This window comes from Actinomyces weissii (assembly GCF_016598775.1).
In the GTDB taxonomy this organism is placed as follows: Bacteria; Actinomycetota; Actinomycetes; order Actinomycetales; family Actinomycetaceae; genus Actinomyces; species Actinomyces weissii.
The window spans coordinates 513,874-538,793 of the sequence record NZ_CP066802.1; the positions used below are offsets into that span (position 1 = coordinate 513,874).

Here is a 24,920-nt window from a genome sequence, read left to right on the forward strand (position 1 = left end):
GGCAGGCTGCCGGGTGGGCCGCCGTGACTGCTGGTCGACGGCGGGGCGGGCGCCGTCGTCAGTGCGGTAGCAGCAGCCTGTGCAGGCGCGCTGGTACGGACGCGGGGGCGGGCCCGGCAGCTACAACGCCAGGCCCGCCCCCCGCGGCTCCTGCCAGGGGTCACTCCACCTCGGCCAGCAGCCGCTGCAGACGGCCCACGCCCTCGGTGATGGCCTCGTCGCTGGTGGCGTAGGACAGGCGCAGGTAGCCGGAGCGCCCGAAGGCCTCACCGGGCACCACCGCCACCTCCGCGTGCTCCAGGATCGCGTCGGACAGCGTCAGGGAGGAGTCGATCACCCGGCCGCGCAGGCTCTTGCCGATCAGCCCCTCCACGCTGGGATAGGCGTAGAAGGCGCCCTGGGGGGTGGGCACCAGCAGGCCCGGGATCTGCGAGAGCATCCGCACCATCAGCTGGCGGCGGCGGTCGAAGGCCTGCCGCATCTCGGCCACGGCGGACAGGTCGCCGCTGACGGCGGCCAGGGCCGCGTGCTGAGCCACGTTGGCGACGTTGCTGGTCATGTGGGACTGCAGGTTGGTGGCGGCCTTGATGACGTCGGAGGGGCCGATCATCCAGCCCACCCGCCAGCCGGTCATGGCGTAGGTCTTGGCCACCCCGTTGAGGACCAGGGTCTGCTCGGCCAGCTCGGGCACCAGAGCGACCACGTGGGCGCTCTGGGCGCCGTCGTAGAGCAGGTGCTCGTAGATCTCGTCGGAGATGACCCACACGCCGTGCTCCAGGGCCCACTGGCCGATCGCGGTCAGCTCGGCGGGGGTGTACACCGCGCCGGTGGGGTTGGAGGGGGAGCATAGCAGGACCGCCTTGGTGCGCTCGCTGCGGGCGGCCTCCAGCTGCTCCACGGTCACCTTGTAGCCCTGGTCGGCGCCTGCGAAGACCTCCACGGGGGTGCCGCCGGCCAGGCGCACGCACTCGGGGTAGGTGACCCAGTAGGGGGCGGGCAGGATGACCTCGTCACCGGGGTCCACCAGGGCGGCGAAGGCCTCGTATACGGCCTGCTTGCCGCCGTTGGTGATGATGACGTCGTCGGGGCTGACCTCGTAGCCGGAGTCGCGCAGGGTCTTGGCGGCCACGGCCTCGCGCAGGGCGGGCAGGCCCTTGGCGGGTGTGTACTTGTGGTTGGCCGGGTCCTGGGCGGCGGCGACGGCGGCCTCGACGATGTAGCCGGGGGTGGCGAAGTCCGGCTCACCGGCACCGAAGCCGATAACCGGACGGCCAGCGGCCTTGAGGGCCTTGGCGTTGGCGTCGATCACGAGGGTGGCGGAGGGGGCGATGGCGGCTAGGCGGGCTGAGACCCGCGTCCTTGGTGCTGTGCTCACGGGCTAATGGTCCCACGTGGCGGAGCCCTCGGCTATGCCTGGCTGCCCGCGCGGCTATGCCTGGCTGCCCGCGCCCGCGGTGGTGGCCTGCCAGCGGCGCCGCCTGCTCAGCCCACGCCCCCAGTGGTGGCCCTGCTGCGGCGCCGCCCGCTCAACCCAGGACCTCGGTGGCCTCCAGGATGCGGCGCACGAAGCCGAGCCGGGTGGCCAGGTCGGCGTCCTTGGGCACCTGGCACTTGGCACCCACGTAGCTGGCGGGCACGGCCTCGGCCAGGGCGGCGGGGCTGCCTGCGGCGGCCAGGGCGGCGGGGTCGGTGGAGACGGCGGCGACCGCGCACTCCCGCACCTGGGCGGCCCCCATGGCGCTGCCGGGCTCGTCCACGTCCAGGGGCAGGTGCCCGTCCATCCAGGCCTTGGCGTAGGGGGTGTCCACCGGTCCGGCGCCGGAGAACATCACCCCTTCCAGCAGCCCGGCCGCCCGCACCTGGCGCACGTGGGCGACGGCGGTGGCGGCGTCGTGGGCCTCCAGGGCGGAGCGGCCCCAGTTCAGGGTCACGCGCAGCTCGGGACGGCCCAGCTCGGTGAGCACCGCCAGCTCGTCCTCCAGGCTCAGCAGGCGCTTCTCGCCCCGGTTGGGGGCCACGAAGGCGTCGCAGTGCTCCACCAGCAGCAGGGCCCCGCCCCAGTCGTAGTCGACCACCTGGGCCAGGGACTCGCCGAAGGCCTGCGGGCTGTGGGCGGTGCCGTGCGCGCCGGAGGGGGCGGAGTGGATCTCCACACCGGCCACGACGTCGCGTCCGGCGGCCTCCCGCAGGGCCTCGACGGCGTCGCGCAGCTGGCGGGTGAAGGCCAGGGCCGCCTGGCGCCCGGCGGCATCGGTGGAGGCCAGGCCGAAGGTGCCGGTGTCCCACACGCGCACCATGGTGCCGCCGACCCCGGTGACTACGTTGCGGTCCCAGGCCGGGGCCAGCTGCCGGGCCAGCCAGGGGAGGTCCCCGAGCCCGTGCACGTAGGGGATCTCCAGCCCGCGCACCCCGGGCAGCTGTCCCAGCAGCCGGTAGAGCTCCTCCTGCTCCTCCTGCGGTGCGGGCAGTGCGGCGTAGGCGCCGATCAGGCCGTGAGCCATGTGGGTCCCTCCTCGTTGAGCGTCGTCCCGACAGGACGTCTGATGTCCTGATGGTAGCTGCTTGGCAGGCACGTGGCGCAGGCCACCTCAAGATATTTCGCGTTCGGGGGCTGGCTGTGCAAGTATTAGGTCTCGCTAAAGGGCAGTGGCGCAATTGGTAGCGCACCGGTCTCCAAAACCGGCGGTTGTGGGTTCGAGTCCCGCCTGCCCTGCTGAGACGGCGGATCTGCCGGGAGGCCCCGTCGGTTTCGTCTTCTCGCCCGACAAGGGGCAGTGACTGGACCGCCGAGCCTGAGGACCGTGATTATGAGCGAGAGCGCCGCCACTGAGCAGCGTAAGAAGCGTGGCCTGATCGCCAGCGTCACGCTGTTCCTCCGTCAGGTGGTCGGCGAGCTCAAGAAGGTGGTCTGGCCCACCCGTAACGAGCTGAGCACCTACTTCATCGTGGTGATCGTCTTCATCCTGGCGATCATGGTCTACACCGGTGTCCTTGACTTCCTGTTCAGCAAGGTAGTCAACTGGGTGTTCGCCTGAGCTGGCCCTGTGCCGGGCTGCCCTCCAAGGCCCTGGGAAGCCCGCACCGAACCAAGACATTTAGCTGAAAGCAGGTACACCGTGTCTGAGGAGAACGTTCCCGAGGAGCCCCTCGTCCAGGACGAGGTCCAGGAGGAGGCTGCCGCCCCCGCGGCCACCGAGCCTGCGGCCGCGGCTGAGCCCGCCGTCGACCCGCTGGAGGCCTTCCGCAAGGAGATGTCCAGTCTGCCCGGCGAGTGGTACGTGCTGCACACCTACTCGGGCTACGAGCGCCGCGTCGCCACCGACATCCGCACCCGTGCGGAGAACTTCGAGATCGAGGACTACGTCTTCGACGCCGTGGTCCCCATGGAGACCGTCATCGAGATCAAGAACGGCAACAAGAAGAAGGAGGTCTCACGCGTCCGGATCCCGGGGTACGTGTTCGTGCGCATGGACCTGGACGACCCGGAGACCTCCGACCGCGTGTGGCGCACCATCAAGGACACCCCGGCGGTCACCGGCTTCGTGGGCGACCGCTACAACCCGGTGCCGCTGACCTTCGAGGAGGCTGTCTCCCAGTTGGGCCCCACCCCCGAGGAGCTGGCCGCCAAGCAGGCCGAGGCCGCCAACGCCGCCCCGGAGGAGGGCGCCAGGACGCAGGTCGCCGCCGGTGGTCAGGTCTACGAGGTGGCCTTCGAGGTGGGCGAGTCCGTGATGGTCACCGACGGCCCCTTCGAGTCGCTGCCCGCCACCATCGCGGAGATCCACCCCGACACCCAGAAGGTGCAGGTGCTTATCTCCCTGTTCGGTCGTGATACCCCGGCCGAGCTCTCCTTCAACCAGGTCGCCAAGATCTGAGCCCAGCCTCGACGTCGTGACGCCCGCTGCCGGTGGCTACAGCCGCCGCGGCGGGCGTCGTGTCTCACACGGATTGGCTTGTGATTCCGCGCACCGCGGTCGTTCCAGGTGGTTGGGCGGGGCTAGGATTGGCGTTCGTGCGTGCGCTTAGGCGCTCCGCCCAGGTGCGCGCCGCTGCTGCACGGCAGGCGTGCAGCCTTTCCGGACAAGAAAGAGATCCATACACATGGCTCCCAAGAAGAAGGTCGCCGGGCTCATCAAGCTCCAGATCCAGGCCGGCGCAGCCAACCCTGCTCCGCCGATCGGTCCCGCGCTCGGTCAGCACGGCGTCAACATCATGGAGTTCTGCAAGGCCTACAACGCGGCGACGGAGGCCCAGCGCGGCAACGTCATCCCCGTTGAGATCACGGTCTACGAGGACCGCTCCTTCACCTTCGTCACCAAGACCCCCCCGGCCGCGGAGATGATCAAGAAGGCTGCTGGTGTCCCCAAGGGCTCCGCGACCCCCCACACGGCCAAGGTCGGTTCGCTGACCATGGACCAGGTCAAGGAGATCGCCCAGACCAAGATGGCTGACCTCAACGCCAACGACGTCGACGCCGCCGCGAAGATCATCGCCGGCACCGCCCGCTCCATGGGCATCACCGTTGAGGCCTGAGCCTCAGCACCCCTAGACAAACCCCCGTGGAAGGGCCAGCGCGGCCCGTTCACCACGACTGCAAGGAGAAGCAGATGACCAAGCGCAGCAAGGCCTACCGCGCCGCCGCTGAGAAGATCCAGTCCGGGATCCTCTACACCCCGGCCGAGGCCGTCCACCTGGCCAAGGAGACCGCCATCACGAAGTTCGACTCCACCGTGGACGTCGTGCTCCGGCTGGGCGTGGACCCCCGCAAGGCCGACCAGATGGTGCGTGGCACCGTGTCCCTGCCGCACGGTACCGGTAAGACCGCCCGCGTCATCGTCTTCGCCCAGGGTGAGCGCGCCGAGCAGGCCCTCGCCGCTGGCGCTGACGAGGTCGGTGGCGACGAGCTCATCGAGAAGGTCGCCAAGGGCTACACGGACTTCGACGCCGCCGTCGCCACCCCGGACCTGATGGGTAAGGTCGGCCGCCTGGGCCGCGTGCTCGGTCCCCGCGGCCTCATGCCCAACCCCAAGACGGGCACCGTGACCATGGACGTGGCCAAGGCCGTCACCGACATCAAGGGTGGCCGTATCGAGTTCCGCGTGGACCGGGCGGCCAACCTGAACTTCGTGATCGGCAAGGTGTCCTTCACCGAGGAGCAGCTGGTGGAGAACTTCAAGGCCGCGCTGGAGGAGGTCCTGCGCCTCAAGCCGTCCACCTCCAAGGGCCGCTACCTGCTGAAGGCCACCATGGCCACCACCATGGGTCCCGGCATCCCGATGGATGTCACCAAGGCCTGATCTGCTGACGCCGTAGCAGCGCACTGACGAGCACACTGACGCCGGGTCCCCTGTGGGGCCCGGCGTCAGTGTTTGTGCGGGGAGTGACGACGGCTGGCGGTCTGCTGCCCGGGGAGTGCCTGGTGTGCCTGGGGAGGGTGGGGTGGGTGCCCATCGACTTGGGGGTGGCGGGTGCTTAGCGTGGTGGTTGTCCCTGTGTTCGTGGTTCTGAGGAGTGTGTGCTGTGAGCGGGCTGTCTCGTCGTGGGGTGCTGCTGGGGGCGGTGGTGGTGGGGGTGCCGCTGCTGGCTGGTTGCGGTGGCAAGAAGGTTCCAGGCGGTGAGGCCGGAGGCGATCCCTCCGGGGGTGCCTCGCCGGAGGCAACAGGTTCTGGCGGGGCAGCGCCGTCGGCGTCGGGGGCTGCTTCGCCGGGGGCTGGTGCTGCGAGGCTGGACAGTGGTGGGAGCAGCGGTCCGATGTCCGTGGTGGTGGGGCCGGCGGTGCGGGTGGAGGGGCACACGGTGGTGCGCCTGCGCTTCGAGTCCGAGAAGATCGCTACCCCGCACCTGGGACAGGGCCATGACTTGCGGGACGTGTGCCTGCTGTCCCTGGAGCAGGGGCTGGTGTGGCGCAACCAGGACCAGGGCGGCTGGACGACTTTAGGAGACTCCGTGAAGCCCGGTAGCCCTGTGGACCTGTTTGCGGTGTTCGGGGATTTGGACGCGCAGGTGGGGTCGGTGCAGGTGCTGGTGCCGAACTACGGGGTGGCCCTGGGGGTGGCGGTGGTAGAGCCAAGCCAGGCTGGTTATGACGCGATGGAGGGGCTGCGTAAGGCGAAGATCAACGCTTCTTTGGGGCAGGGGCTGCCGATTGAGTTCTTCTCGGGGGCGGCGGACGGGTCCTTGGACACGCAGCGTGATGGTGGCCAGGTGACGGTGAGCCTGGCCAGTGACGTGACCTTCGCGGTGGACTCTGATCAGCTCTCGGTTCAGGCCGATGGTGTGCTGGCCGGGGCGGTGGCTGAGCTGGGCCTTTACCCCTCGGGCGGCTCGCTGAGCATCGTGGGGCACACTGACGACGTGGCCGATGATGCCTACAACCAGGCGCTTTCGGAGAAGCGGGCTGCTAGCGTGCGCAAGCGCCTGGGAGAGCTGATGGACCTGTCCAAGTGGCAGGTGTCGGAGTCCGGTAAGGGTGAGTCCGAGCCTAGGGTGCAGGGGAGCGACGAGGAGGCCCGGGCGGCTAACCGGCGTGTGGAGGTGGTGGCGAAGCCTGCTGACCCGCAGGAGGCTGAGGAGCGGCGTCGAGCGGTGCTGGCCCAGGGCTCCGAGCCCGCCCCGGAAGGACCGGTAGGCAAGGGACCCGAGGGCGTGACGGCCCCCCTGGTAGGTAGCTCCAGTAAGGGGTCGTGGAAGGTGACCTTGGATAAGGTCACCCGTATCGGCTCCTTCCTGGTCGGCAACCTCCACGCCCAGAACCCGGATGGCGGTACAGGAGACATGCAGCAGTACATGCAGCTGCCGAGTCCTTTCTTCTACCGGTGGGGGGACGGGGTCGCTGATGGCCCAGGCAGTGCCTCCTTGACCTTGCTCAAGGGCGGGGTGCGGTACCTGGCCGCGGACTACAAGGGGGAGAAAGGCTTCACGCCGCTGACCACCTTGAACCTGGCCTCGGTGGGTCACGGGGCCACCCAGACCCTGCCGGTGGTCTGGCCCGATCCCGGCGGCGATACGGTCACCGTGGACCTACCCGGAGCCAGCAAGAAGTACAAGCTGCGGGGCCTGATCTGCCGCCTGACCGACGTGCCGGTCGTCCAGGGCTGAGAGGGCCGCGGGTAGAACACAGCAGGGGCTGTGGGTACCCGGTAGTGCGGGTGGTCTGCCCGGGGAGTGCCTGGGGAGGGTGGGGTGGGTGCCCATCGACTTGGGGGTGGTGGGTGCTTAGCGTGGTGGTTGTCCCTGTGGTCGTGGCTTTAAGGAGTGTGTGCTGTGGGCGGGTTGTCTCGTCGTGGGGTGCTGCTGGGGTCGGTGGCGGTGGGGGTGCCGCTGCTGACCGGGTGCGGGGGCAAGAAGGTCCCTGGCGGTGAGGCCGGGGGCGGTCACTCTGGGGCCACCTCGCCGTCGGCCCAGCCTACCGGTGAGCCGACCCAGGCGCCCACCAGTACTCCCAGCGTGGAGGCTAGCCAGCCTGGTAAGCCCCCCGTGGTACGCCTGGACAGCACCCTGGGAGAGCGGCTCGTGCACCTGGACGTGGGTCCGGCGGTTCGTGTGGGGCAGCAGACGGTGGTGCGCCTGGAGGCCTCCGTGGACACTGGCGGCACGGCCCCCCTAAGCTTCGGAAGCTCCAGACTGACGGACGTCTACCTGCTGTCCCTGGAGCAGTCCCTGGCCTGGCCCGTGCAGGACACCTCCTCCAAGGCGGCTCAGGGGGATACCGGCGGCGTGACCTCCCCAGGCAAGCCCCTGGTGGTATTCCCGGTCTTCGGGGCGCTGGGGGAGGGCCTCTCCCGGGTGCAGGTCCTGGTCCCCGGCTTCGGGGTGGCGCTGGACGTACCGGTGGTCACCCCGGACCAGGCGGGATTTGACGCCCAGCAGGTGGTGTCCGCCGCGGTGCTGGACGCCGCGGACAAGGGGCCGCTGCCGGTGGAGTTCTTCTGCGGGGCGGCGGACGGCTCCTTCGACGTCGATCGTGGCCAGGACCAGGTCACCGTCAGCCTGGCCAATGACGTGACCTTCGCCGTCGACTCCGCCGAGCTCTCCGGGCAGGCGGACTCGGTGCTCGCCACCGTGGTGACAGAGCTGGGACGCTACCCCTCGGGTGGCTCCTTGAGCATCGTGGGCCACACCGACGACGTCGCCGATGACGCCTACAACCAGACCCTCTCCGAGAAGCGGGCGCAGGCTGTCCACGGACGCCTGGGACAGCTGACCGACCTGTCCCAGTGGCAGGTCACCGTCTCCGGGAAGGGAGAGTCCGAGCCCCGCGTACCAGGCACCACTGAGGAGGCTCGCGCCGCCAACCGGCGCGTCGAGCTCCAGGTCAGCCCGGCCAAGCCGGAGGAGGCCTAGGCCTCCCAGAGCCCTGGGGGAGCCGTTGGGAGGGTGCCAACAGCCCCGCTACCGGGGGCACCGCGGCGTTGACGCTGCTTTCAGGCGGCGTGCGCTACCTGCCCGCGGACCTGCGGCTGGCCAGCGGTCAGCGCCCGCTGCTCTCCATGAACATCTACGGCCAGGTAGGCACCCAGGGGCCTCTGGTCCTGCCGGTCATCTGGGCCGACCCAGGAACCGACACCGTCACCCTGGACCTGCCAGGCGCCAGCCAGAAGGAGTCGGTGCGTGGAGCGATCGGCCGCCTGAACCGTGTGCCGGTGAAGCAGGGCTGACCCGGAGCGGCTCTCCTCCTCCCTGGGCCCAGGCCGTCGCGTGCGGCTCAGTCCACCGCCCAGGCCCAGGAGAGCCAGGCCCCGCAGCACAGGTAGGGGCCGAAGGCCAGCACGTCCTTGCGCCCAACCAGCCGGAAGGCCAGGAGCGCCAGCGCCACCACGCCGCCGATGAAGAAGCCCAGCACCAGGCCCGCCACCACCGCCCAGGGGGACAGCGCCCCCAGCCACAGGCCGAGTACCGCCACTAGCTTGGCGTCGCCCATGCCCATCCCGGAAGGCAGCATGGTCATGACCAGCAGGACCGTGAAGGTGGCTACGGCGCTCAGCAGTCCGCGCCCCAGCGGCCATACCGCCTCCGGCAGGGGCGCCCCGGCCACCGCCCTGGCGATGGCGAGCGCCACCAGGGCGGTGGTCACCCAGGCCCCAGCGGCCAGCAGCAGGCGGTTGGGCAGGCGGTGGCATACGGCGTCGGTGCTGGCGGCCACCCCGAGCAGGGCGATGACGGGCAGGGCCACCAGCCCCATCCAGCCGGCCTCCGTACGCCACACCCACCAGGCGGAGGCGGCGGTGGCGGCCAGGGCCAGCAGAGCCTGGGGCAGTCGGTCTAGGAACCTGGTCCCCCGGACCGGCACGTCCGGGCTGAGAGCCTCCACGTAGCTGCGGGCAAAGGCGGAGGCGGGCAGCGCGGCCAGCAGGGTGCTCGCCAGCACCAGCGCCGTCAGGGTCAGGGGGAACAGCACCGGCAAACTGTCTCACAGGTGTCGTGGCTAGTACCCGGACCGGGCTGGGGCTCCATCTGCCTCCCCCCCGCTCCTGCTGGCGGGGCGGGCCCAGGGCCACGGCTGCGCCTGTGCTGATCCCCAGCCTGGCCGCCCAGCCTGCGGGCAGCTCCAGCACCGCGTAGGCGCGCAGCCTGGGCAGGCCGATGCTACCGGGGCGCATCAGGCGCACGCAGAGGACCTGGCCGCGGCGGGTCACGTGGACTACGTCAATCGGGTACCTCATGCCTATGCAGTGCACGGCGGCGCAACGGGTGATCCACAGGGCTCCGGCCAGGCTGTCCGTGCCCCGCAGGCCCTGACGGCGTTCCTGAGCGCTGCGGGCTGCTAGGTGGAAGCCGTCTAGGGAGCCGCCTCCCAGGGCAGGTCCAGCCTCCACGGGGAGTACCTGGGGAGGCGGGGGGATCTGCCCCTGGCAGCCTGGGGCAGCCCCCTTTAGCCTCGGGGAGACGTCCGGTTTCCGAACGTCCCGGCTGCCCCGGTTCCCGCAAACCAGGGCGCACAAGCCGTCATGGTTCCACATAGGTGCTGAGAACCGGTTTGTCGGGCGGTAGGTTCAGTGCCAGCCTTTACTTGAAACGGTTAACGATCCCCGGAGACCCCAATGACGACATCTGCAAACTCTCCTGCGTCTGCTCCCTTGCGCCGGTTGGGTAGTGCCTACGTCCTCCTGGACCGCATCGGTTCCGGTGCCCAAGGTGAGGTCTGGCGTGCGCAGCGTGCCGAGGACGCCTCCGGCCTCTGGGACCCGGTCGGGGCCGACACCAGCGCGCCCGGCGTCCACGAGGAGCTGGCGGCCAAGGTGCTGCGCGCTGAGATAGCCTCCCAGCCCGGCGTCCTGGAACGGTTCCTGGGAGAACGTGCCACCCTGATGCGTATCCGGTCCCGGTCGGTGGTGGCGGTGCGTGACCTGGTGGTGGAGGGGGACACCTTCGCCATCCTCATGGACCTGGTGGACGGCGGTGACCTGCGCGGGTACCTGGCGGAGCGCGGCGCGCTGCCCCCGGCTGAGGTGGCCCGCTTGGGCGCCCTGATCGCGGAGGGACTGGCTGCTGTGCACGCGGTGGGCGTGCTGCACCGGGACATCAAGCCCGCTAACGTGCTGCTGGAGCGGCACGCTGAGGGGGAGTCGGTGGTACCCCGTCTGGCGGACTTCGGGGTGGCAAGGATCTGTGAGGCGGTGGGTGCCACCACCTCCACCAGCGCTATCGGCACTCCCCTGTACATGGCCCCGGAGGTGCTGACCGGCAAGGTTCCTCCACTGACCGCTGACGTCTACTCCCTGGGAGTGATGCTCTACGAGATGGCCTGCGGGGTACCTCCGTTCAAGGGGAGCACTCCACAGGTCCTGGCCAGCCACGCACGTCATACCCCGGGGCGCCCCGAAGGGATCCCGGACGCGCTGTGGGAGCTGATCCTGGCCATGCAGTCCAAGCAGGCTGCTGACCGGCCGAGCGCCGCTGAGGTCGCTGAGCGCCTGCGGCTGCTGGAGCCCTCGCTGCGGGAGATCCCGGCGGCTCCACGGCTCAGCACCCCGCTGCCCGCGACCCGCGCCCACAACCCCTTTGAGTGGGACCCGCAGGAGCCTGCGGCGGCGGGTACGGCAGGTGCAGTCCGGGAAGCCACCCTGGTGGAGCCGTCGGCAGCGGTACCAGCCGGGACCGCTGCCGGCTACGGGCTCTACGGCGGTGTCCAGGCAGGAGCGTCCGTAGGCTCCCCGCAGGCGGTGGCCTCCCCTTCCCAGGCCTACGGGATGCCTCAGGGAAGCAGGCTGAGTACAGGCTACGGGACCGCGCCGCTCTCCGGCCCGGTGGCTACCTCCGTACTGCCCCCTGCGGGAGGCAGCCCGGCGCCTGCCGCGGTCTCCTACGGCTCCTCCCCGGCGCCCTTCGCGGCGGCTGGCCTCACACCTGCCGGCCCTACCCCCAGGCGGGGCCGGGCCGGGCTGGTGGCCGCGCTGGTGGCGGTCCTGGCGCTCACGGGCACCGGGATCGGGGGCTACTGGCTCTACAACCGCTGGGGGGGTGCTGGCAGCGGTGGCGCGGTGCTGGGCCTCCCCCTGCACGCCAAGCTGCAGGAGAGCCAGCGGATCGCGGACGTGTCCAGAATCAGGCTCTCCCCGAACGAGCGGGTCCTGGCCACCGAGAACCTCGGTGACTGGAGCCTGCGGGACCTGGACAGCGACGACCAGGCGGCTTTCTGGAAGGGGCACTGCTCGAGCGGCTACTTCTTCACCAACGACACCTTTGCCTGTGAGGAGACCGGTGGTAAGCGGCAGTTCATCGGCCTGGACGGGCAGCCCAGCTCCCTGGAGCTCTCCAAGGGCACGGAGGTGCTGGGAACCACTGGGGACCTGGCGATCGTCCGCGAAGGCTCGTACAAAGGCTCCCTGGTGGCCCTGGACGGCTCCGGCAACCAGGTCTGGCGGCTAGACGGCGGCTACACCGAGGCCTGGGTGTCCAAGGACTTCATCCTGACCTATGAGGACGGCTCCGGGCGTATGCAGGTGATTAAGGCCGCCAACGGCGCTATCCGCCTGTCGCAGCCGGTTGAGAAGACCCCTGAATGGGACAAGCCCCGCCCAGGCGGCATCGATATCCTCGTCGGTGGGCAGGGCTTCCTGGTGGAGGGCTCGCCTTCCGTGGTCTATGACGCTGAGGGAAACTCCTTGGGGGAGGTCGCCACCGAGAACGGCCTGCCCACCAGCTGGCGGGCCCAGGACCCGACCTCGGCGGCTGACATGAAGAAGGCGCTGGAATCGGTGCCGCAGGACTCCGGCCGCTATGAGCGGGTGCTGCTGGTCTCCGGCGGTGAGTCCCTGGCCCTGTCCCTGGACACGAACGCCTGTACGGCCAACGTAATGGGCAAGGAGGGTACCGGCTTCGCCGCCCCCCAGCGCACTGAGGGAGAGCCCTGCACGATCACGCCTATAGGCATCATCGCCGACGGCGCCGGGGTGGTCTTCTCTACAGGCAAGAGCTCCTCCAGGCAGGGTGCCACCGGTGACCAGGTGGTGGCCTACGACCGCAAGACCGGGGAGCAGACCTGGCAGGTCAAGGGGACCCTGGTCACGGCCTTGTCGCAGCACCCTAAGGCCAGCGGCACCATGGCCAAGTCCCGGCGCCTGCTGGTACGTGAGGGCGGGGACTACGGTGACCTGGTGCTGTACACCGTCGTCGCCAGCTGAGTCCCTGGACCCGCGCGCAGCCTGTCCACCTGTTCTCTGAGGTACTTCTGAAGCGTCAACCTAAGGAGCTGGTCCCTGATGGTCCTGGTCTCTAGACGAGCCACGATCCTGGCCTCCCTGGCTGCGGCTGGCATACCAGTCCTGGCAGCCTGTAGCAAGGACGCCCAGGGTGTTGCTGACGGCGCTGCCACGGCCACCCCGAGCGCGGCAGCCGTCCCGGCCAATGCCGACGGGGTCAGCGTGCGGACCTCCTTGGGCGGCCAGGTATGGGACGTGCATGTCGGTCCCGCGGTGGTACGCGACGGCCTGACTGTGCTGCGGGTGGCCTACAGCCCGTCGGCTGGGGAGAAGGTGACCCTGGGGGCCGGGCTGCTACAGGACGGGAGCTCGCTGCCCCTTGGGGGCCTGCGGCTACTGTCCCTGCCCCGCTCCGTCATGTACCCGGTGATCGGGGGCTACCAGCCCAGCCGTTTCAGCTCCGCGAGCGTCGGGGAGTGGATCCAGGTCTTCCCGGTCTACAACGCCTTGCCGGAGGGACTGGACAGCGTGGAGGTGATGGTGCCGCGCAGCGGGGTGGTCCTGGGGGTGCCGGTGGTGGCGCCGAGCCAGGCTGGCTTCGACCTGGACGAGGTGCTGCGCGAGGCCAAGGTGGACCGTTCCGCTGAGGGGAGCTACCGGATCATCACGCGCCGGCTGGTGGCTGACGGCTCCGCCGACACCAAGGAGGACGAGGGCGTCACCACGGTGACCATCAGCGGGGACGTGACCTTCGACCCCGGCTCGGCGACCCTGTCAGCCCAGGCGGACGCGGTGCTGGCCTCGGTGGTGGAGCAGGTGGGGCGCTTCCCCTCCGGCGGCACCATGGAGGTCACCGGCCACACCGACGACGTGCTCGACGACGCCTCCAACCAGATCCTCTCCGAGCAGCGCGCCCAGGCCGTGGCCCAGCGGCTGGGCCAGCTGACCTCCCTGAGCGCCTGGACCCAGACCGTCTCCGGCAAGGGGGAGACGGCGCCGCGCGTCCCCAACGACTCGGAGGAGAACCGGCAGCTCAACCGGCGGGTGGAGGTGCTGCTCACCCCGGTCAAGCCCGAGGAGGGGCAGCAGGGGCGGACGGGCCAGCCCACGGCCCCACCGACAGGGCCGGGTCAGCAGCCGGCGGCGCGCGGGCCGGTCGGCACCGGCAAGGACGGTGTGGACGTGCAGTACGAGGGGAGCACCATCCACGTGTGGATGGACAAGGTGACCCGTGTGAACGGCTTCCTGGTGGGAGAGGTGCTAATGCGCTCCGCCACCGACGTCGAGCTCCCGTACGGCTCCCTGGTCCTGCCTAGCTCCTTCAGCAGCACCATCAAGTGGGGAGACCGCTTCTCCCGGGTGTGCAGCCTGACGCTCCTGAAGGGCAACGTGTACCTGCCGGTGGCGGCCTACCTGGTGGGCGGGGAGGAGACCTACCCGCTGTCCGGGGCCGTGCCGGTGAGGATCAAGGGCGGAGGTGAGCCGGTGCGCCTGCCCGCCGTGTGGCCGGACACCGGCGAGGACAAGGTGGTGCTGGACCTGCCCGGCTTGAAGCAGGCCGACACCTCCGATGCGGTGCTCGCCCTGCGTCTGACTGATATCCCGGTGGAGCAGGCCTGAGAGGGCGCCTAGGCCCGTCGGAGACCATCCGCCGCCAGGGGACGTGAGCGATTGCACCACGCTGGGGCGGGGGGCCGGCTTGCGCCTTCGCCCGGCTGCCGAGATAGGGTTGGCCCTGCCAAAGACCGCCGGTTCCTCGTCAACGGGGCCAAGTCCAACCTGGTTGGAGCCAGCGCAGGTGAGCCTAACGAGATCCTTCCGTGTATGCGGACTGCGAGCCCCGTGCCCACCGGCGCGGGGCTCTTTCGCGCAGGGCCGGCGGATGACCACGGAAGGAGGGCCCATGGCAAGGCCTGACAAGGAGGCAGCGGTTGCTGAGATCGCGGACCGGTTCCGCGACGCCAGCGCTGTCCTGCTGACTGAGTACCGGGGCATGAGCGTCGCCCAGCTCAAGGAGCTGCGCCGTTCCCTCGCCGGTAACGCCGAGTACGCCGTGGTGAAGAACACGCTTGCCGCGATCGCCGCCCGCCAGACCGGGCTGGAGGCCTTCGCGGACGACCTTAAGGGTCCCACGGCCCTGGCCTTCGTCACCGGGGAGCCGGTTGAGGCCGCCAAGGCGCTGCGTAACTTCGCCAAGGACAACCAGCAGCTCGTTATCAAGGGCGGCTTCATGGACGGCAAGGTCCTGGGCGCCGCTGATGTCGACAAGCTGGCCTCGCTCGAGTCCCGTGAGGTGCTGCTGGCCAAGGCTGCGGGCGCTATGAAGGCGTCCCTGTCCAAGGCGGCCTACCTCTTCGTTGCGCCCGCCTCCAAGGCGGTCCGCACTGTCGACGCCCTGCGCGACAAGCAGGAGCAGGCGGCCTGAGCGTCGCCCGCGTCAGAACCACAACCCCAGCCTGTGCTGAGATACAGACGGTGCAGGACCCCATATCCAGGAAGGAACGCCCATCATGGCGAAGCTGACCACTGACGAGCTCATCGAGGCTTTCAAGGAGCTCACCCTCATCGAGTTGTCCGAGTTCGTGAAGGCCTTCGAGGAGACCTTCGACGTCACCGCCGCCGCCCCGGCTGCCGTGGCCGTTGCCGCCGCCCCGGCTGCTGGCGGCGAGGCCGCCGCCGCTGAGGAGAAGGACGAGTTCGACGTCATCCTCGAGTCCGCTGGCGACAAGAAGATCCAGGTCATCAAGGAGGTGCGCGCCCTGACCTCCCTCGGCCTGAAGGAGGCCAAGGAGCTCGTGGACGGCGCCCCCAAGCCCGTCCTCGAGGGCGCCAACAAGGAGGCCGCCGAGAAGGCCAAGGCTCAGCTCGAGGGCGCTGGCGCCACCGTCACCCTCAAGTGAGTCCTGCCCCGCCGTCGGGGGTGCTGCGCTGACAGCAGCCTGACGGTAGGGGAACGTGCTCCAGCCCTGCCCCGTCCACCACTGGTGGGCGGGGCAGGGCTTTTTGTCTGCCGGTAGACCGTGGCGGCGAGTGGCGCCCTGGGCCCCGGTGGTGGCCACCCTGAACCGGGCATGATGAATGTAACTGTGAGGTTGCGGCCATAACGGAACGGTTGCGGTGGTGCGTCCGGAGGCTCGGTGGTTAGATGTGGGCATTCCCTAGCGGTGCCAACGAAGGTGCCGTTTTCCCCGCCCAGGAGACCTCCATGACGACGTGGTTCCGCCGTCTTGCGCTGCAAGATGATTGCTTTTCGGTATCGGTGGTGTTACGCCGTCTGCTCGGGGCCCTGGGGGCCGCCGCGTCCGCAGGTGCCCTCCTGTGCGGCGCGACCGCGCTGCCGGTGGCACAGGCGGCGCAGCCGGCTGCCGGGGGGCTGGAGGACTGCCCGGCAGACACCTTCTGCGTGGACGGCGTGGCCCGCCAGGTGGTGGACCGCGTGCCGGACCTGAGCCTGGGGGAGGGGCAGCCGGGAGCCTTCGCGCTGGTGCCCGGAGACAGCCTGCGCCCGGCCTTCGCCGTGCAGAACCTAGGGAGCCAGCCGGTGGCCGTGGTGGTCCGTATGGACTGGCGCAACGACCGCTGCACCGGGCAGTCCTTCGCTCAGGACCCCCACCTGAGCGGCCTGCCCCACCCCGGCGGCCAGACCCGCTTCTACTCGCCGGGGATGCGGGCGGCCGTGGAGTACGGCGGCTCCCGGCTGACGGCGGAGAGCCTGCGCTGCACCGGCTCCACCCAGACCTCCCAGATCACCATGTCCCCGGGGGAGAGGCTGGACTTCCAGGGGCTGGTGGACTTCCCCTTTGACAGCAACCTGAACGACACCCAGCGTGAGCGCGTGTGGCTCGGCTTCAGCATCCAGGTCGCGGCCCAGGACCTGGACCCGGCGCCGGGGGCCCCGGCGGGACCTGGTCAGACGGGGTCCGGAAGCAGCCAAGGGTCCGGGGCCGGCTGGCTGGGTCGGCCCGGCGCCCCCGGTCGCCCCGGGCTGGCCGTCACCGGTGTGGACCTGTTGGGCGTAGGCGTCGGGGTAGGCGGCCTGCTGCTCCTCGGGGGCCTGCTGCTGGCCTGGCGCCGTCGTCGGGGAGGTCAGGAGGGCTCCGGGCAGTGAGCCGCGACGGCGGCCACCGGGGGCCTGTGCAGGTGCGAAGCCAGGCAGTATCTACGACTGTGGTGGGAATCGCAACTACTGACACGCCTTACGGATAGACCTGCTTGAACGCCCCGTGTAGGCTAGCGCTTCGCGTGCATTGTGTGGACTGCCATATGTCGACCACCTGGACGGGACCTGGCTGGAGTCCAGCCAGACCCTGTGCCGGGCTCGGCCCCCGGCCCAGCAGCCCACTGATCGCGCACTCTAAGCCCCGCTCTTGAGGGAAGGGAAACTGTTGGCTGCCTCGCGCACCTTTGCACCCACCGCAGAAGAAATCGCCGCCCGTACCGCGTCCCGGCGAGTCAATTTCGGGAAGATCCCGGAGCCCATGGCGGCTCCTAACTTACTGGCCCTCCAGACCGAGTCCTTCGACTGGCTCATGGGCAACGAGAAGTGGCGCTCACGGACCGAGGCCGCCAACGCCGCCCGCCCCGGCTCCCTGCCCGAGACCTCCGGCCTGGAGGAGATCTTCGCGGAGATCTCCCCCATCGAGGACTTCGCGGAGACCATGGCCCTGTCCTTCCACGACCACCGCTTCGAGGAGGCCAAGTACACGGCCGAGGAGTGCAAGGAGAAGGACCTCACCTACGCGGCCCCCCTGTACGTCGTCGCCGACTTCGAGAACTTCCAGACCGGCGAGATCAAGTCCCAGACCGTGTTCATGGGCGACTTCCCGCTCATGACCGAGCGCGGCACCTTCATCATCAACGGCACCGAGCGCGTCGTCGTCTCCCAGCTGGTCCGCTCCCCGGGCGTCTACTTTGAGCGCACCACCGAGAAGGCCAGCGACAAGTTCCTCTACAACGCCAAGTTCATCCCCTCCCGCGGCGCCTGGCTGGAGTTCGAGGTGGACAAGTCCGACCGCGTGGCCGTGCGCATCGACCGCAAGCGCAAGCAGGACATCACCGTCTTCCTGCTGGCCCTGGGCATGGACGAGGCCGAGATCCGCGAGACCTTCAAGGACTACCCGGCCCTGGTCTCCTCCCTGGACGAGGACCGTAAGATCACCACGCAGGACGAGGCCCTGCTGGACATCTACAAGAAGATCCGCCCCGGTGAGCCGCCCAGCGTGGAGGCTGGCCGTGCCCTGCTGGAGAACTTCTACTTCAACCCCAAGCGCTACGACCTGGCCAAGGTCGGCCGCTACAAGATCAACAAGAAGCTCGGCCTGGACGCCCGCCTGGACGAGTCCGTGCTGCGCATCGAGGACGTCGTCTCCGCCATCAAGTACCTGCTGTCCCTGCACGCAGGTGCCGAGACCGTCGAGGGCGTGCGCGACGGCGAGATCATCGACGTCGCCGTCGAGTTTGACGACATCGACCACCTGGGCAACCGCCGTATCCGTGCCGTGGGCGAGCTGATCCAGGCGCAGGTGCGCACCGGTATGGGCCGTATGGAGCGCCAGGTGCGTGAGCGCATGACCACCCAGGACGTGGAGGCCATCACCCCCAACACCCTGATCAACATCCGGCCCGTGACGGCCGCGATCAAGGAGTTCTTCGGGACCTCCCAGCTGAGCCAGTTCATGGACCAGAACAACCCCCTGGCCGGTATGACGCACAAGCGGCGCCTGTCCGCCCTGGGGCCCGGTGGCCTGTCCCGGGAGCGCGCCTCCATGGACGTGCGTGACGTGCACACCTCCCACTACGGGCGCATGTGCCCCATCGAGTCCCCTGAGGGCCCCAACATCGGCCTGATCGGCTCGCTGGCCACCTTCGCGCGCATCAACCCCTTCGGCTTCATCGAAACCCCCTACCGGGTGGTCAAGAACGGCAAGATCACTGACGAGGTCCACTACCTCACCGCCGACGACGAGGACCGCCACACCATCGCCCAGGCCAACGTCGAGCTCACCGAGGACGGCCGCCACTTCGCGGAGGAGCAGGTGCTGTGCCGGGTCACCGGTGGCGAGCCCGCCCTGGTGGCTGCCTCCCAGGTGGACCTCATGGACGTCTCCCCGCGCCAGATGGTCTCCGTGGGCACCTCGCTGATCCCCTTCCTGGAGCACGACGACGCCAACCGCGCGCTCATGGGCGCCAACATGCAGCGTCAGGCCGTGCCCCTGCTGCGGCCCGACGCCCCCCTGGTGGGCACCGGCATGGAGCGGCGCACCGCCGTCGACGCCGGGGACGTGCTGGTGGCCACCAAGGCCGGTGTGGTCACCGAGGTCTGCGGTGACTTCGTGCGCGTGGCCAATGACGACGCCTCCGAGACCGTCTACAAGGTGGCCAAGTTCCGCCGCTCCAACCAGGGCAACTGCTACAACCAGCGCGTGGTCGCCTCCGAGGGCGAGCGCGTGGAGGTCGGCACGGTCCTGGCGGACGGCCCGGCCACCAACGAGGGCGACCTCGCCCTGGGGCAGAACCTCCTGGTCGCCTTCATGACCTGGGAGGGCCTGAACTACGAGGACGCCATCATCGTGTCCCAGCGGGTGGTGGCCGAGGACCTGCTCACCTCCATCCACATCATGGAGCACGACGTCGACGCCCGCGACACCAAGCTGGGCGCGGAGGAGATCACCCGCGACCTGCCCAACGTCTCCGAGGAGGCCCTGGCCAACCTGGACGAGCGCGGCATCATCCGCATCGGTGCGGAGGTCCGCTCCGGGGACATCCTGGTGGGCAAGGTGACCCCCAAGGGGGAGACCGAGCTGACCAGCGAGGAGCGCCTGCTGCGTGCCATCTTCGGGGAGAAGGCCCGCGAGGTGCGCGACACCTCCCTGCGGGTGCCCCACGGCGAGTACGGCATCGTCACCGGTGTGCGTGAGATCGACGCCTCCTCCGACGACGCCGAGCTGCCCGCCGGGGTCAACCGCATGGTGCGCGTCTTCATCGCCCAGCGCCGCAAGATCACCGTGGGTGACAAGCTCTCGGGCCGTCACGGCAACAAGGGCGTCATCTCCAAGATCAACCCGGTCGAGGACATGCCCTTCCTGGCGGACGGCACCCCGGTGGACGTCATCCTCAACCCCCTGGGCGTGCCCAGCCGTATGAACGTGGGACAGGTCCTGGAGCTGCACCTGGGCTGGGTGGCCTCCCGCGGCTGGGACGCCACCAAGGCCCGTGAGGCCGGCGAGGAGTGGGCCCTGCGCCTGCCCGAGAACGGTGTCAAGGCGGAGCCCCGCACCCCTGTGGCCACCCCCGTGTTCGACGGTGTGCGCGACGACGAGCTCATGGGCCTGCTGGACTCCACCGTCCCGGACGCGGACGGCTTCGAGCTGGTGCAGCCTGACGGCAAGGCCCGGCTCTTCGACGGCCGCTCCGGCGAGCCCTTCCCGTACCCGATCTCGGTCGGCTACATGTACATCCTCAAGCTGCACCACCTGGTGGACGACAAGATCCACGCCCGCTCCACGGGCCCCTACTCCATGATCACGCAGCAGCCGCTGGGTGGTAAGGCGCAGTTCGGTGGCCAGCGCTTCGGTGAGATGGAGGTGTGGGCGCTGGAGGCCTACGGCGCCGCGCACGCCCTCCAGGAGATCCTCACGGTCAAGTCCGACGACGTCAACGGCCGTGTCAAGGTCTACGAGGCCATCGTCAAGGGCGAGGACATCCCCGAGCCCGGCATCCCCGAGTCCTTCAAGGTGCTCATGAAGGAGATGCAGTCCCTGTGCCTGAACGTGGAGGCGCTGGACGCCGAGGGCAACACCATCGCCCTGGACGACCATGACGAGGACCGTCGCGTCGGTGAGGAGCTGGGCTTCGACCTGGGCCGCCGCCCCGGGGCACCCGCCTCCGTGGACGAGATCTGACACCAGGGGGCCAGCCGGTAGAGGAGCCCAGGCACCTCCCGGCTGGTCCCACCGGGCAGCTCCCCGCCCTGGAAAAGCGCGGAGCAGCCCCCACAAGCAAACCGATGCAATGACCAATCGGAAGTAGGAACTGTGCTCGACGCCAACGTCTTCGATCGCATCCAGCTGGGTCTGGCCACCTCCTCGGACATCAAGAGCTGGTCCCACGGCCAGGTCAAGAAGCCTGAGACCATCAACTACCGCACCCTCAAGCCGGAGAAGGACGGCCTCTTCTGCGAGAAGATCTTCGGCCCCACCCGGGACTGGGAGTGCTCCTGCGGCAAGTACAAGCGGGTGCGTTACAAGGGCATCGTCTGCGAGCGCTGCGGCGTGGAGGTCACCCGTTCCAAGGTGCGCCGTGAGCGCATGGCGCACATCGAGCTGGCCGCCCCCGTCACCCACATCTGGTACTTCAAGGGCGTGCCCTCCCGCCTGGGCTACCTGCTGAACGTCGCCCCCAAGGACCTGGAGAAGGTCATCTACTTCGCCGCCTACATGGTCACCGAGGTGGACGAGGAGGGGCGTCACGACGACCTGCCCAGCCTGCGCAACGAGTTTGAGGTCAAGAAGAAGCACGTCGAGGAGGCCGGGCTGGCCGACGTCGAGGCCCGCCAGCAGCGCCTGGAGTCCGAGCTGGCCCAGCTGGAGGCTGAGGGCGCCGAGCAGTCCCAGCGCGAGAAGCTGCGCAAGGCCGCTGAGCGGGACATGGCCGCGCTGCGCCGTCGCTCGGTCAAGACCCTGGAGCACATGGACAAGGTCTGGGACCGCTTCGTGGGCCTGAAGGTCGGTGACCTGGAGGGTGACGAGCTCCTCTACCGCGACATGCAGGCCGACTATGGCATCTACTTCAAGGGCGCCATGGGGGCGGAGGCCATCCAGGCCCGCCTGCGCAGCTTCGACCTGGAGGCCGAGGCCGCCAGCCTGGCCGAGGTCGTGGAGAACGGCACCGGCCAGCGTAAGGTCCGCGCCATCAAGCGCCTGAAGGTCATCAACGCCTTCCGGGTCACCGGCACCTCCCCCGAGTCCATGGTCCTGGACCTGATCCCGGTGATCCCGCCGGACCTGCGCCCCATGGTGCAGCTCGACGGTGGCCGCTTCGCCACCAGCGACCTTAACGACCTCTACCGCCGCGTCATCAACCGCAACAACCGCCTGGACCGGCTCAAGAAGCTGGGTGCGCCGACGATCATCGTCAACAACGAGAAGCGCATGCTCCAGGACGCGGTGGACGCCCTGTTCGACAACGGCCGCCGCGGTCGGCCCGTCACCGGCGTGGGCAACCGCCCGCTGAAGTCCCTGTCCGACATGCTCAAGGGCAAGCAGGGGCGCTTCCGCCAGAACCTGCTGGGCAAGCGCGTGGACTACTCGGGCCGTTCCGTGATCGTCGTCGGCCCCCAGCTCAAGCTGCACCAGTGCGGCCTGCCCAGCCAGATGGCCCTGGAGCTGTTCAAGCCCTTCGTCATGAAGCGCCTGGTGGAGCTCAAGGAGGCCCAGAACGTCAAGGCCGCCAAGCGCATGGTGGAGCGTGCCAACCCCAAGGTCTGGGACGTGCTCGCCGAGGTCATCCGGGAGCACCCGGTGCTGCTCAACCGGGCCCCCACCCTGCACCGTCTGGGTATCCAGGCCTTCGAGCCCCAGCTGATTGAGGGCAAGGCCATCCAGCTCCACCCGCTGGTGTGCGGCGCCTTCAACGCCGACTTCGACGGCGACCAGATGGCCGTGCACCTGCCGCTGGGCGCGGAGGCGCAGGCTGAGGCCCGTATCCTCATGCTCTCCAGCAACAACATCCTCAAGCCCTCGGACGGGCGCCCGGTGACCATGCCCTCCCAGGACATGATCATCGGCACCTACTACCTGACCCAGGAGCCGGACCCCGCCCTGGCGGTGGAGAAGGACGCCCAGGGTGAGCAGGCGGTGCCGAGCTTCTCCTCCTTCGCGGAGGCCGTCATGGCCTACGACTTCGGCAGGCTCCACGTCAACGCTGCCGCCGACATCCGCTTCGAGGAGGGCGTGGTGGCCCCCGAGGACTGGCAGGCCCCCGAGGGCTGGCAGGAGGGTGACCCCATCACCCTGCGCACCTCCCTGGGCCGGGCCCTGTTCAACACGGCGCTGCCCGAGTCCTTCCCCTACGTGAACTACACGGTGGACAAGAAGAAGCTGGGGAACATCATCAACACCCTGGCCGAGTCCTACCCGCGCGTGGACGTGGCCGCCTCCCTGGACGCGCTGAAGGCCAACGGCTTCCACTGGTCCACCTGGTCGGGGATCACGGTGGCCTTCGCCGACGTCGTCTCGCCCGAGTCCAAGGCGGAGATCCTGTCCCGCTACGAGGCTGAGGCCACCGAGGTCGAGGAGCAGTTCGACATGGGTGCCCTCACCGAGGAGGACCGCTACTCCTCCCTGATCGACATCTGGACCAAGGCCACCAACGAGGTCGCCACCGCCATGCGGGAGAACTTCCCGCAGCGCAACACCGTCTACCAGATGGTGGTCTCCGGGGCCCGTGGTAACTGGGACCAGATCCGTCAGCTCGCCGGTATGCGTGGCCTGGTGGCCGACCCCAAGCAGCGGCTGATCGAGCGGCCTATCAAGTCGAACTACCGTGAGGGCCTGTCCGTCCTGGAGTACTTCATCGCTACCCACGGCGCCCGCAAGGGCCTGGCTGACACGGCCCTGCGTACCGCCGACTCCGGCTACCTGACCCGTCGTCTGGTGGACGTGTCCCAGGACGTGATCGTCCGTGAGGACGACTGCGGCACGCGCAAGGGCCTGACCAAGCGGATCTTCTCCTGGAAGGAGGTCGACGGCGAGCGCTTCAAGGAGCCCAGCGAGGTCCTGGGGACCACGGTCTTCGGCACGACCCTGGCCCGGGACGCGGTGGACGCCGACGGCAACGTCGTCGTCAAGGCCGGCTCCGACCTGGGTGACGAGCAGATCCAGGCGGCCATCAACGCCGGGATCGAGGAGGTCACCTGCCGCTCGGTGCTGACCTGCGAGTCCGCCGTCGGTACCTGCGCCGCCTGCTACGGCCGCTCCCTGGCCACCGGCAAGCGCGTGGACATCGGTGAGGCGGTGGGCATCATCGCCGCCCAGTCCATCGGTGAGCCGGGCACGCAGCTGACCATGCGTACCTTCCACACCGGTGGTGCCGCTGGTGCCGCTGACATCACCCAGGGTCTGCCGCGTGTGCAGGAGCTCTTCGAGGCGCGTACCCCCAAGGGTGAGGCCGCGGTGGCCGAGGCCGCCGGGCGCGTCAAGATCGAGGACGACGTGGACGGCAAGCGGATCGTCATCACCCGTGACGACGGCGAGGAGGACCTGGTGGTCCCGGTCTCCCGCCGCCAGAAGCTGCTCGTGCAGGACCGTGACTCCGTGGAGCCCGGCCAGCCGCTCACCGAGGGGCCGATCGACCCCAAGAAGATGCTGCGCCTGCGCTCTGTGGGGGCCACCCAGCGCCAGCTGGTGGACGAGGTCCAGGGCGTGTACCGCTCCCAGGGCGTGGACATCCACTCCAAGCACATTGAGGTCATCGTGCGGCAGATGCTGCGCCGCGTGACCGTGCTGGACCCGGGTGACACCACGCTGCTGCAGGGTGACCTGGTGGACGTCATGCACTACCGCGAGGAGAACCGCCGGGTCATGGCTGAGGGCGGCAAGACCGCCTCGGCCCGTACCGAGCTGATGGGCATCACCAAGGCCTCCCTGGCCACGGACTCCTGGCTCAGTGCCGCCTCCTTCCAGGAGACCACGCGCGTGCTGACCGAGGCCGCCATGAACGGCAAGTCCGACCCGCTGCTGGGGCTGAAGGAGAACGTGATCCTCGGTAAGCTCATCCCCGCTGGCACGGGCCTGGCCCGCTACGCCGACATCGAGGTGGAGCCGACGGAGGAGGCCAAGACGGAGGCCTTCAGCCGCACCAGCGCGGCGCTGGGCTACGGCCTGGCGGAGTCGGTGGCCCTGGACGACTTCCAGTTCAGCGGCGACTTCCGGGCGGACTTCTCCGACGACTTCCAGACCGGTTTCAACAACCAGGACTACCAGTTCTGAACGCCTCAGGGCTCCGGCCCTGAGCGCCCTGGCCGAGGCCGGCTGCTCCCGCAGGAAGGGGAGTGGTCGGCCTCTGCCTGCTCCCGGCGGTCGTGCCTGGACCGGCTGGGGCTCCCTGGGGGTGCCCACCCCACCCTGACTTGTGCATTTCGGCGCGAGTTGTGCGGTTTTCCGGCACAACTCGCGCCGAAATGCAGAAGTGGAGGCGAGGGTGCGGGCCGCCTGGGTGATGACTTGGGCGTCATGACTTGGGCGTCGCGGCGGCTAGTGACACCCCCCGGGTCATTCAGTC

At 69.3% G+C, this 24,920-nt stretch carries 17 protein-coding genes, 1 tRNA gene and 1 pseudogene; 15 read left to right on the plus strand and 4 right to left on the minus strand.

Features of this window, described 5'->3' with window-relative positions; genetic code table 11:
- Positions 1-160: 160 nt before the first annotated feature.
- Positions 161-1,375 carry a pyridoxal phosphate-dependent aminotransferase gene (locus JG540_RS02080; RefSeq protein WP_200276535.1) on the minus strand — a complete coding sequence of 405 codons (1,215 nt, stop codon included), beginning with the start codon at positions 1,373-1,375 and terminating at the stop codon, positions 161-163.
- A 151-nt stretch (positions 1,376-1,526) separates the two neighbouring features.
- Entirely contained in the window at positions 1,527-2,501 is a 975-nt protein-coding gene (locus tag JG540_RS02085) for a DUF4862 family protein (protein WP_200276538.1), read from the minus strand.
- Positions 2,502-2,640: 139 nt separating this feature from the next.
- Here JG540_RS02085 and JG540_RS02090 point away from each other — a divergent pair.
- From JG540_RS02090 to JG540_RS02125, 8 genes are all read left to right on the plus strand, one after another.
- Positions 2,641-2,713: transfer RNA gene (locus JG540_RS02090), tRNA-Trp, on the plus strand.
- A gap of 94 nt (positions 2,714-2,807) precedes the next feature.
- On the plus strand, positions 2,808-3,035 hold the full coding sequence (gene secE, locus JG540_RS02095) for a preprotein translocase subunit SecE (RefSeq protein WP_200276540.1): 228 nt from the start codon (positions 2,808-2,810) through the stop codon (positions 3,033-3,035).
- Positions 3,036-3,116: 81 nt separating this feature from the next.
- Positions 3,117-3,875 carry a transcription termination/antitermination protein NusG gene (gene nusG, locus JG540_RS02100; RefSeq protein ID WP_200276543.1) on the plus strand — a complete coding sequence of 253 codons (759 nt, stop codon included), beginning with the start codon at positions 3,117-3,119 and terminating at the stop codon, positions 3,873-3,875.
- Between the two features lie 226 nt (positions 3,876-4,101).
- Entirely contained in the window at positions 4,102-4,533 is a 432-nt protein-coding gene (rplK, locus tag JG540_RS02105) for a 50S ribosomal protein L11 (protein ID WP_200276546.1), read from the plus strand.
- A gap of 74 nt (positions 4,534-4,607) precedes the next feature.
- Positions 4,608-5,297 (plus strand): 50S ribosomal protein L1, encoded by a 690-nt coding sequence (rplA, locus tag JG540_RS02110; protein WP_200276549.1) that lies wholly within the window; start codon positions 4,608-4,610, stop codon positions 5,295-5,297.
- Between the two features lie 223 nt (positions 5,298-5,520).
- Complete coding sequence (locus tag JG540_RS10645) at positions 5,521-7,098, plus strand: OmpA family protein (protein WP_325133191.1); 1,578 nt, start codon at positions 5,521-5,523, stop codon at positions 7,096-7,098.
- Positions 7,099-7,263: 165 nt separating this feature from the next.
- The gene (locus tag JG540_RS10530) at positions 7,264-8,343 is read left to right on the plus strand and encodes an OmpA family protein (RefSeq protein WP_267977945.1); all 1,080 of its coding nucleotides are present in this window, start codon (positions 7,264-7,266) and stop codon (positions 8,341-8,343) included.
- 68 nt (positions 8,344-8,411) lie between these two features.
- On the plus strand, positions 8,412-8,657 hold the full coding sequence (locus JG540_RS02125; protein ID WP_200276555.1) for a hypothetical protein: 246 nt from the start codon (positions 8,412-8,414) through the stop codon (positions 8,655-8,657).
- 47 nt (positions 8,658-8,704) lie between these two features.
- On the opposite strand, the gene JG540_RS02130 is transcribed toward JG540_RS02125, so the two are convergent.
- A complete protein-coding gene (locus tag JG540_RS02130; protein ID WP_234042869.1) occupies positions 8,705-9,397 on the minus strand; it encodes a prepilin peptidase in 693 nt (230 codons plus the stop codon).
- 106 nt (positions 9,398-9,503) lie between these two features.
- A pseudogene (locus JG540_RS10700) lies at positions 9,504-9,959 on the minus strand (DUF192 domain-containing protein); the annotation flags it as partial.
- Between the two features lie 81 nt (positions 9,960-10,040).
- Here JG540_RS10700 and JG540_RS02140 point away from each other — a divergent pair.
- From JG540_RS02140 to JG540_RS02170, 7 genes are all read left to right on the plus strand, one after another.
- On the plus strand, positions 10,041-12,623 hold the full coding sequence (locus JG540_RS02140) for a serine/threonine-protein kinase (RefSeq protein ID WP_200276589.1): 2,583 nt from the start codon (positions 10,041-10,043) through the stop codon (positions 12,621-12,623).
- Between the two features lie 78 nt (positions 12,624-12,701).
- A complete protein-coding gene (locus JG540_RS02145; protein WP_200276592.1) occupies positions 12,702-14,261 on the plus strand; it encodes an OmpA family protein in 1,560 nt (519 codons plus the stop codon).
- Positions 14,262-14,544: 283 nt separating this feature from the next.
- Complete coding sequence (gene rplJ, locus JG540_RS02150) at positions 14,545-15,066, plus strand: 50S ribosomal protein L10 (protein ID WP_200276594.1); 522 nt, start codon at positions 14,545-14,547, stop codon at positions 15,064-15,066.
- Positions 15,067-15,151: 85 nt separating this feature from the next.
- Positions 15,152-15,541: a 50S ribosomal protein L7/L12 gene (rplL, locus tag JG540_RS02155; protein ID WP_200276597.1), complete on the plus strand. Its 390-nt coding sequence runs from the start codon at positions 15,152-15,154 to the stop codon at positions 15,539-15,541.
- A 305-nt stretch (positions 15,542-15,846) separates the two neighbouring features.
- Positions 15,847-16,749: a hypothetical protein gene (locus JG540_RS02160; RefSeq protein ID WP_200276600.1), complete on the plus strand. Its 903-nt coding sequence runs from the start codon at positions 15,847-15,849 to the stop codon at positions 16,747-16,749.
- A 277-nt stretch (positions 16,750-17,026) separates the two neighbouring features.
- Entirely contained in the window at positions 17,027-20,542 is a 3,516-nt protein-coding gene (gene rpoB, locus JG540_RS02165) for a DNA-directed RNA polymerase subunit beta (protein ID WP_200276603.1), read from the plus strand.
- A 132-nt stretch (positions 20,543-20,674) separates the two neighbouring features.
- Positions 20,675-24,628: a DNA-directed RNA polymerase subunit beta' gene (locus JG540_RS02170; RefSeq protein ID WP_200276606.1), complete on the plus strand. Its 3,954-nt coding sequence runs from the start codon at positions 20,675-20,677 to the stop codon at positions 24,626-24,628.
- Positions 24,629-24,920 lie beyond the last annotated feature (292 nt).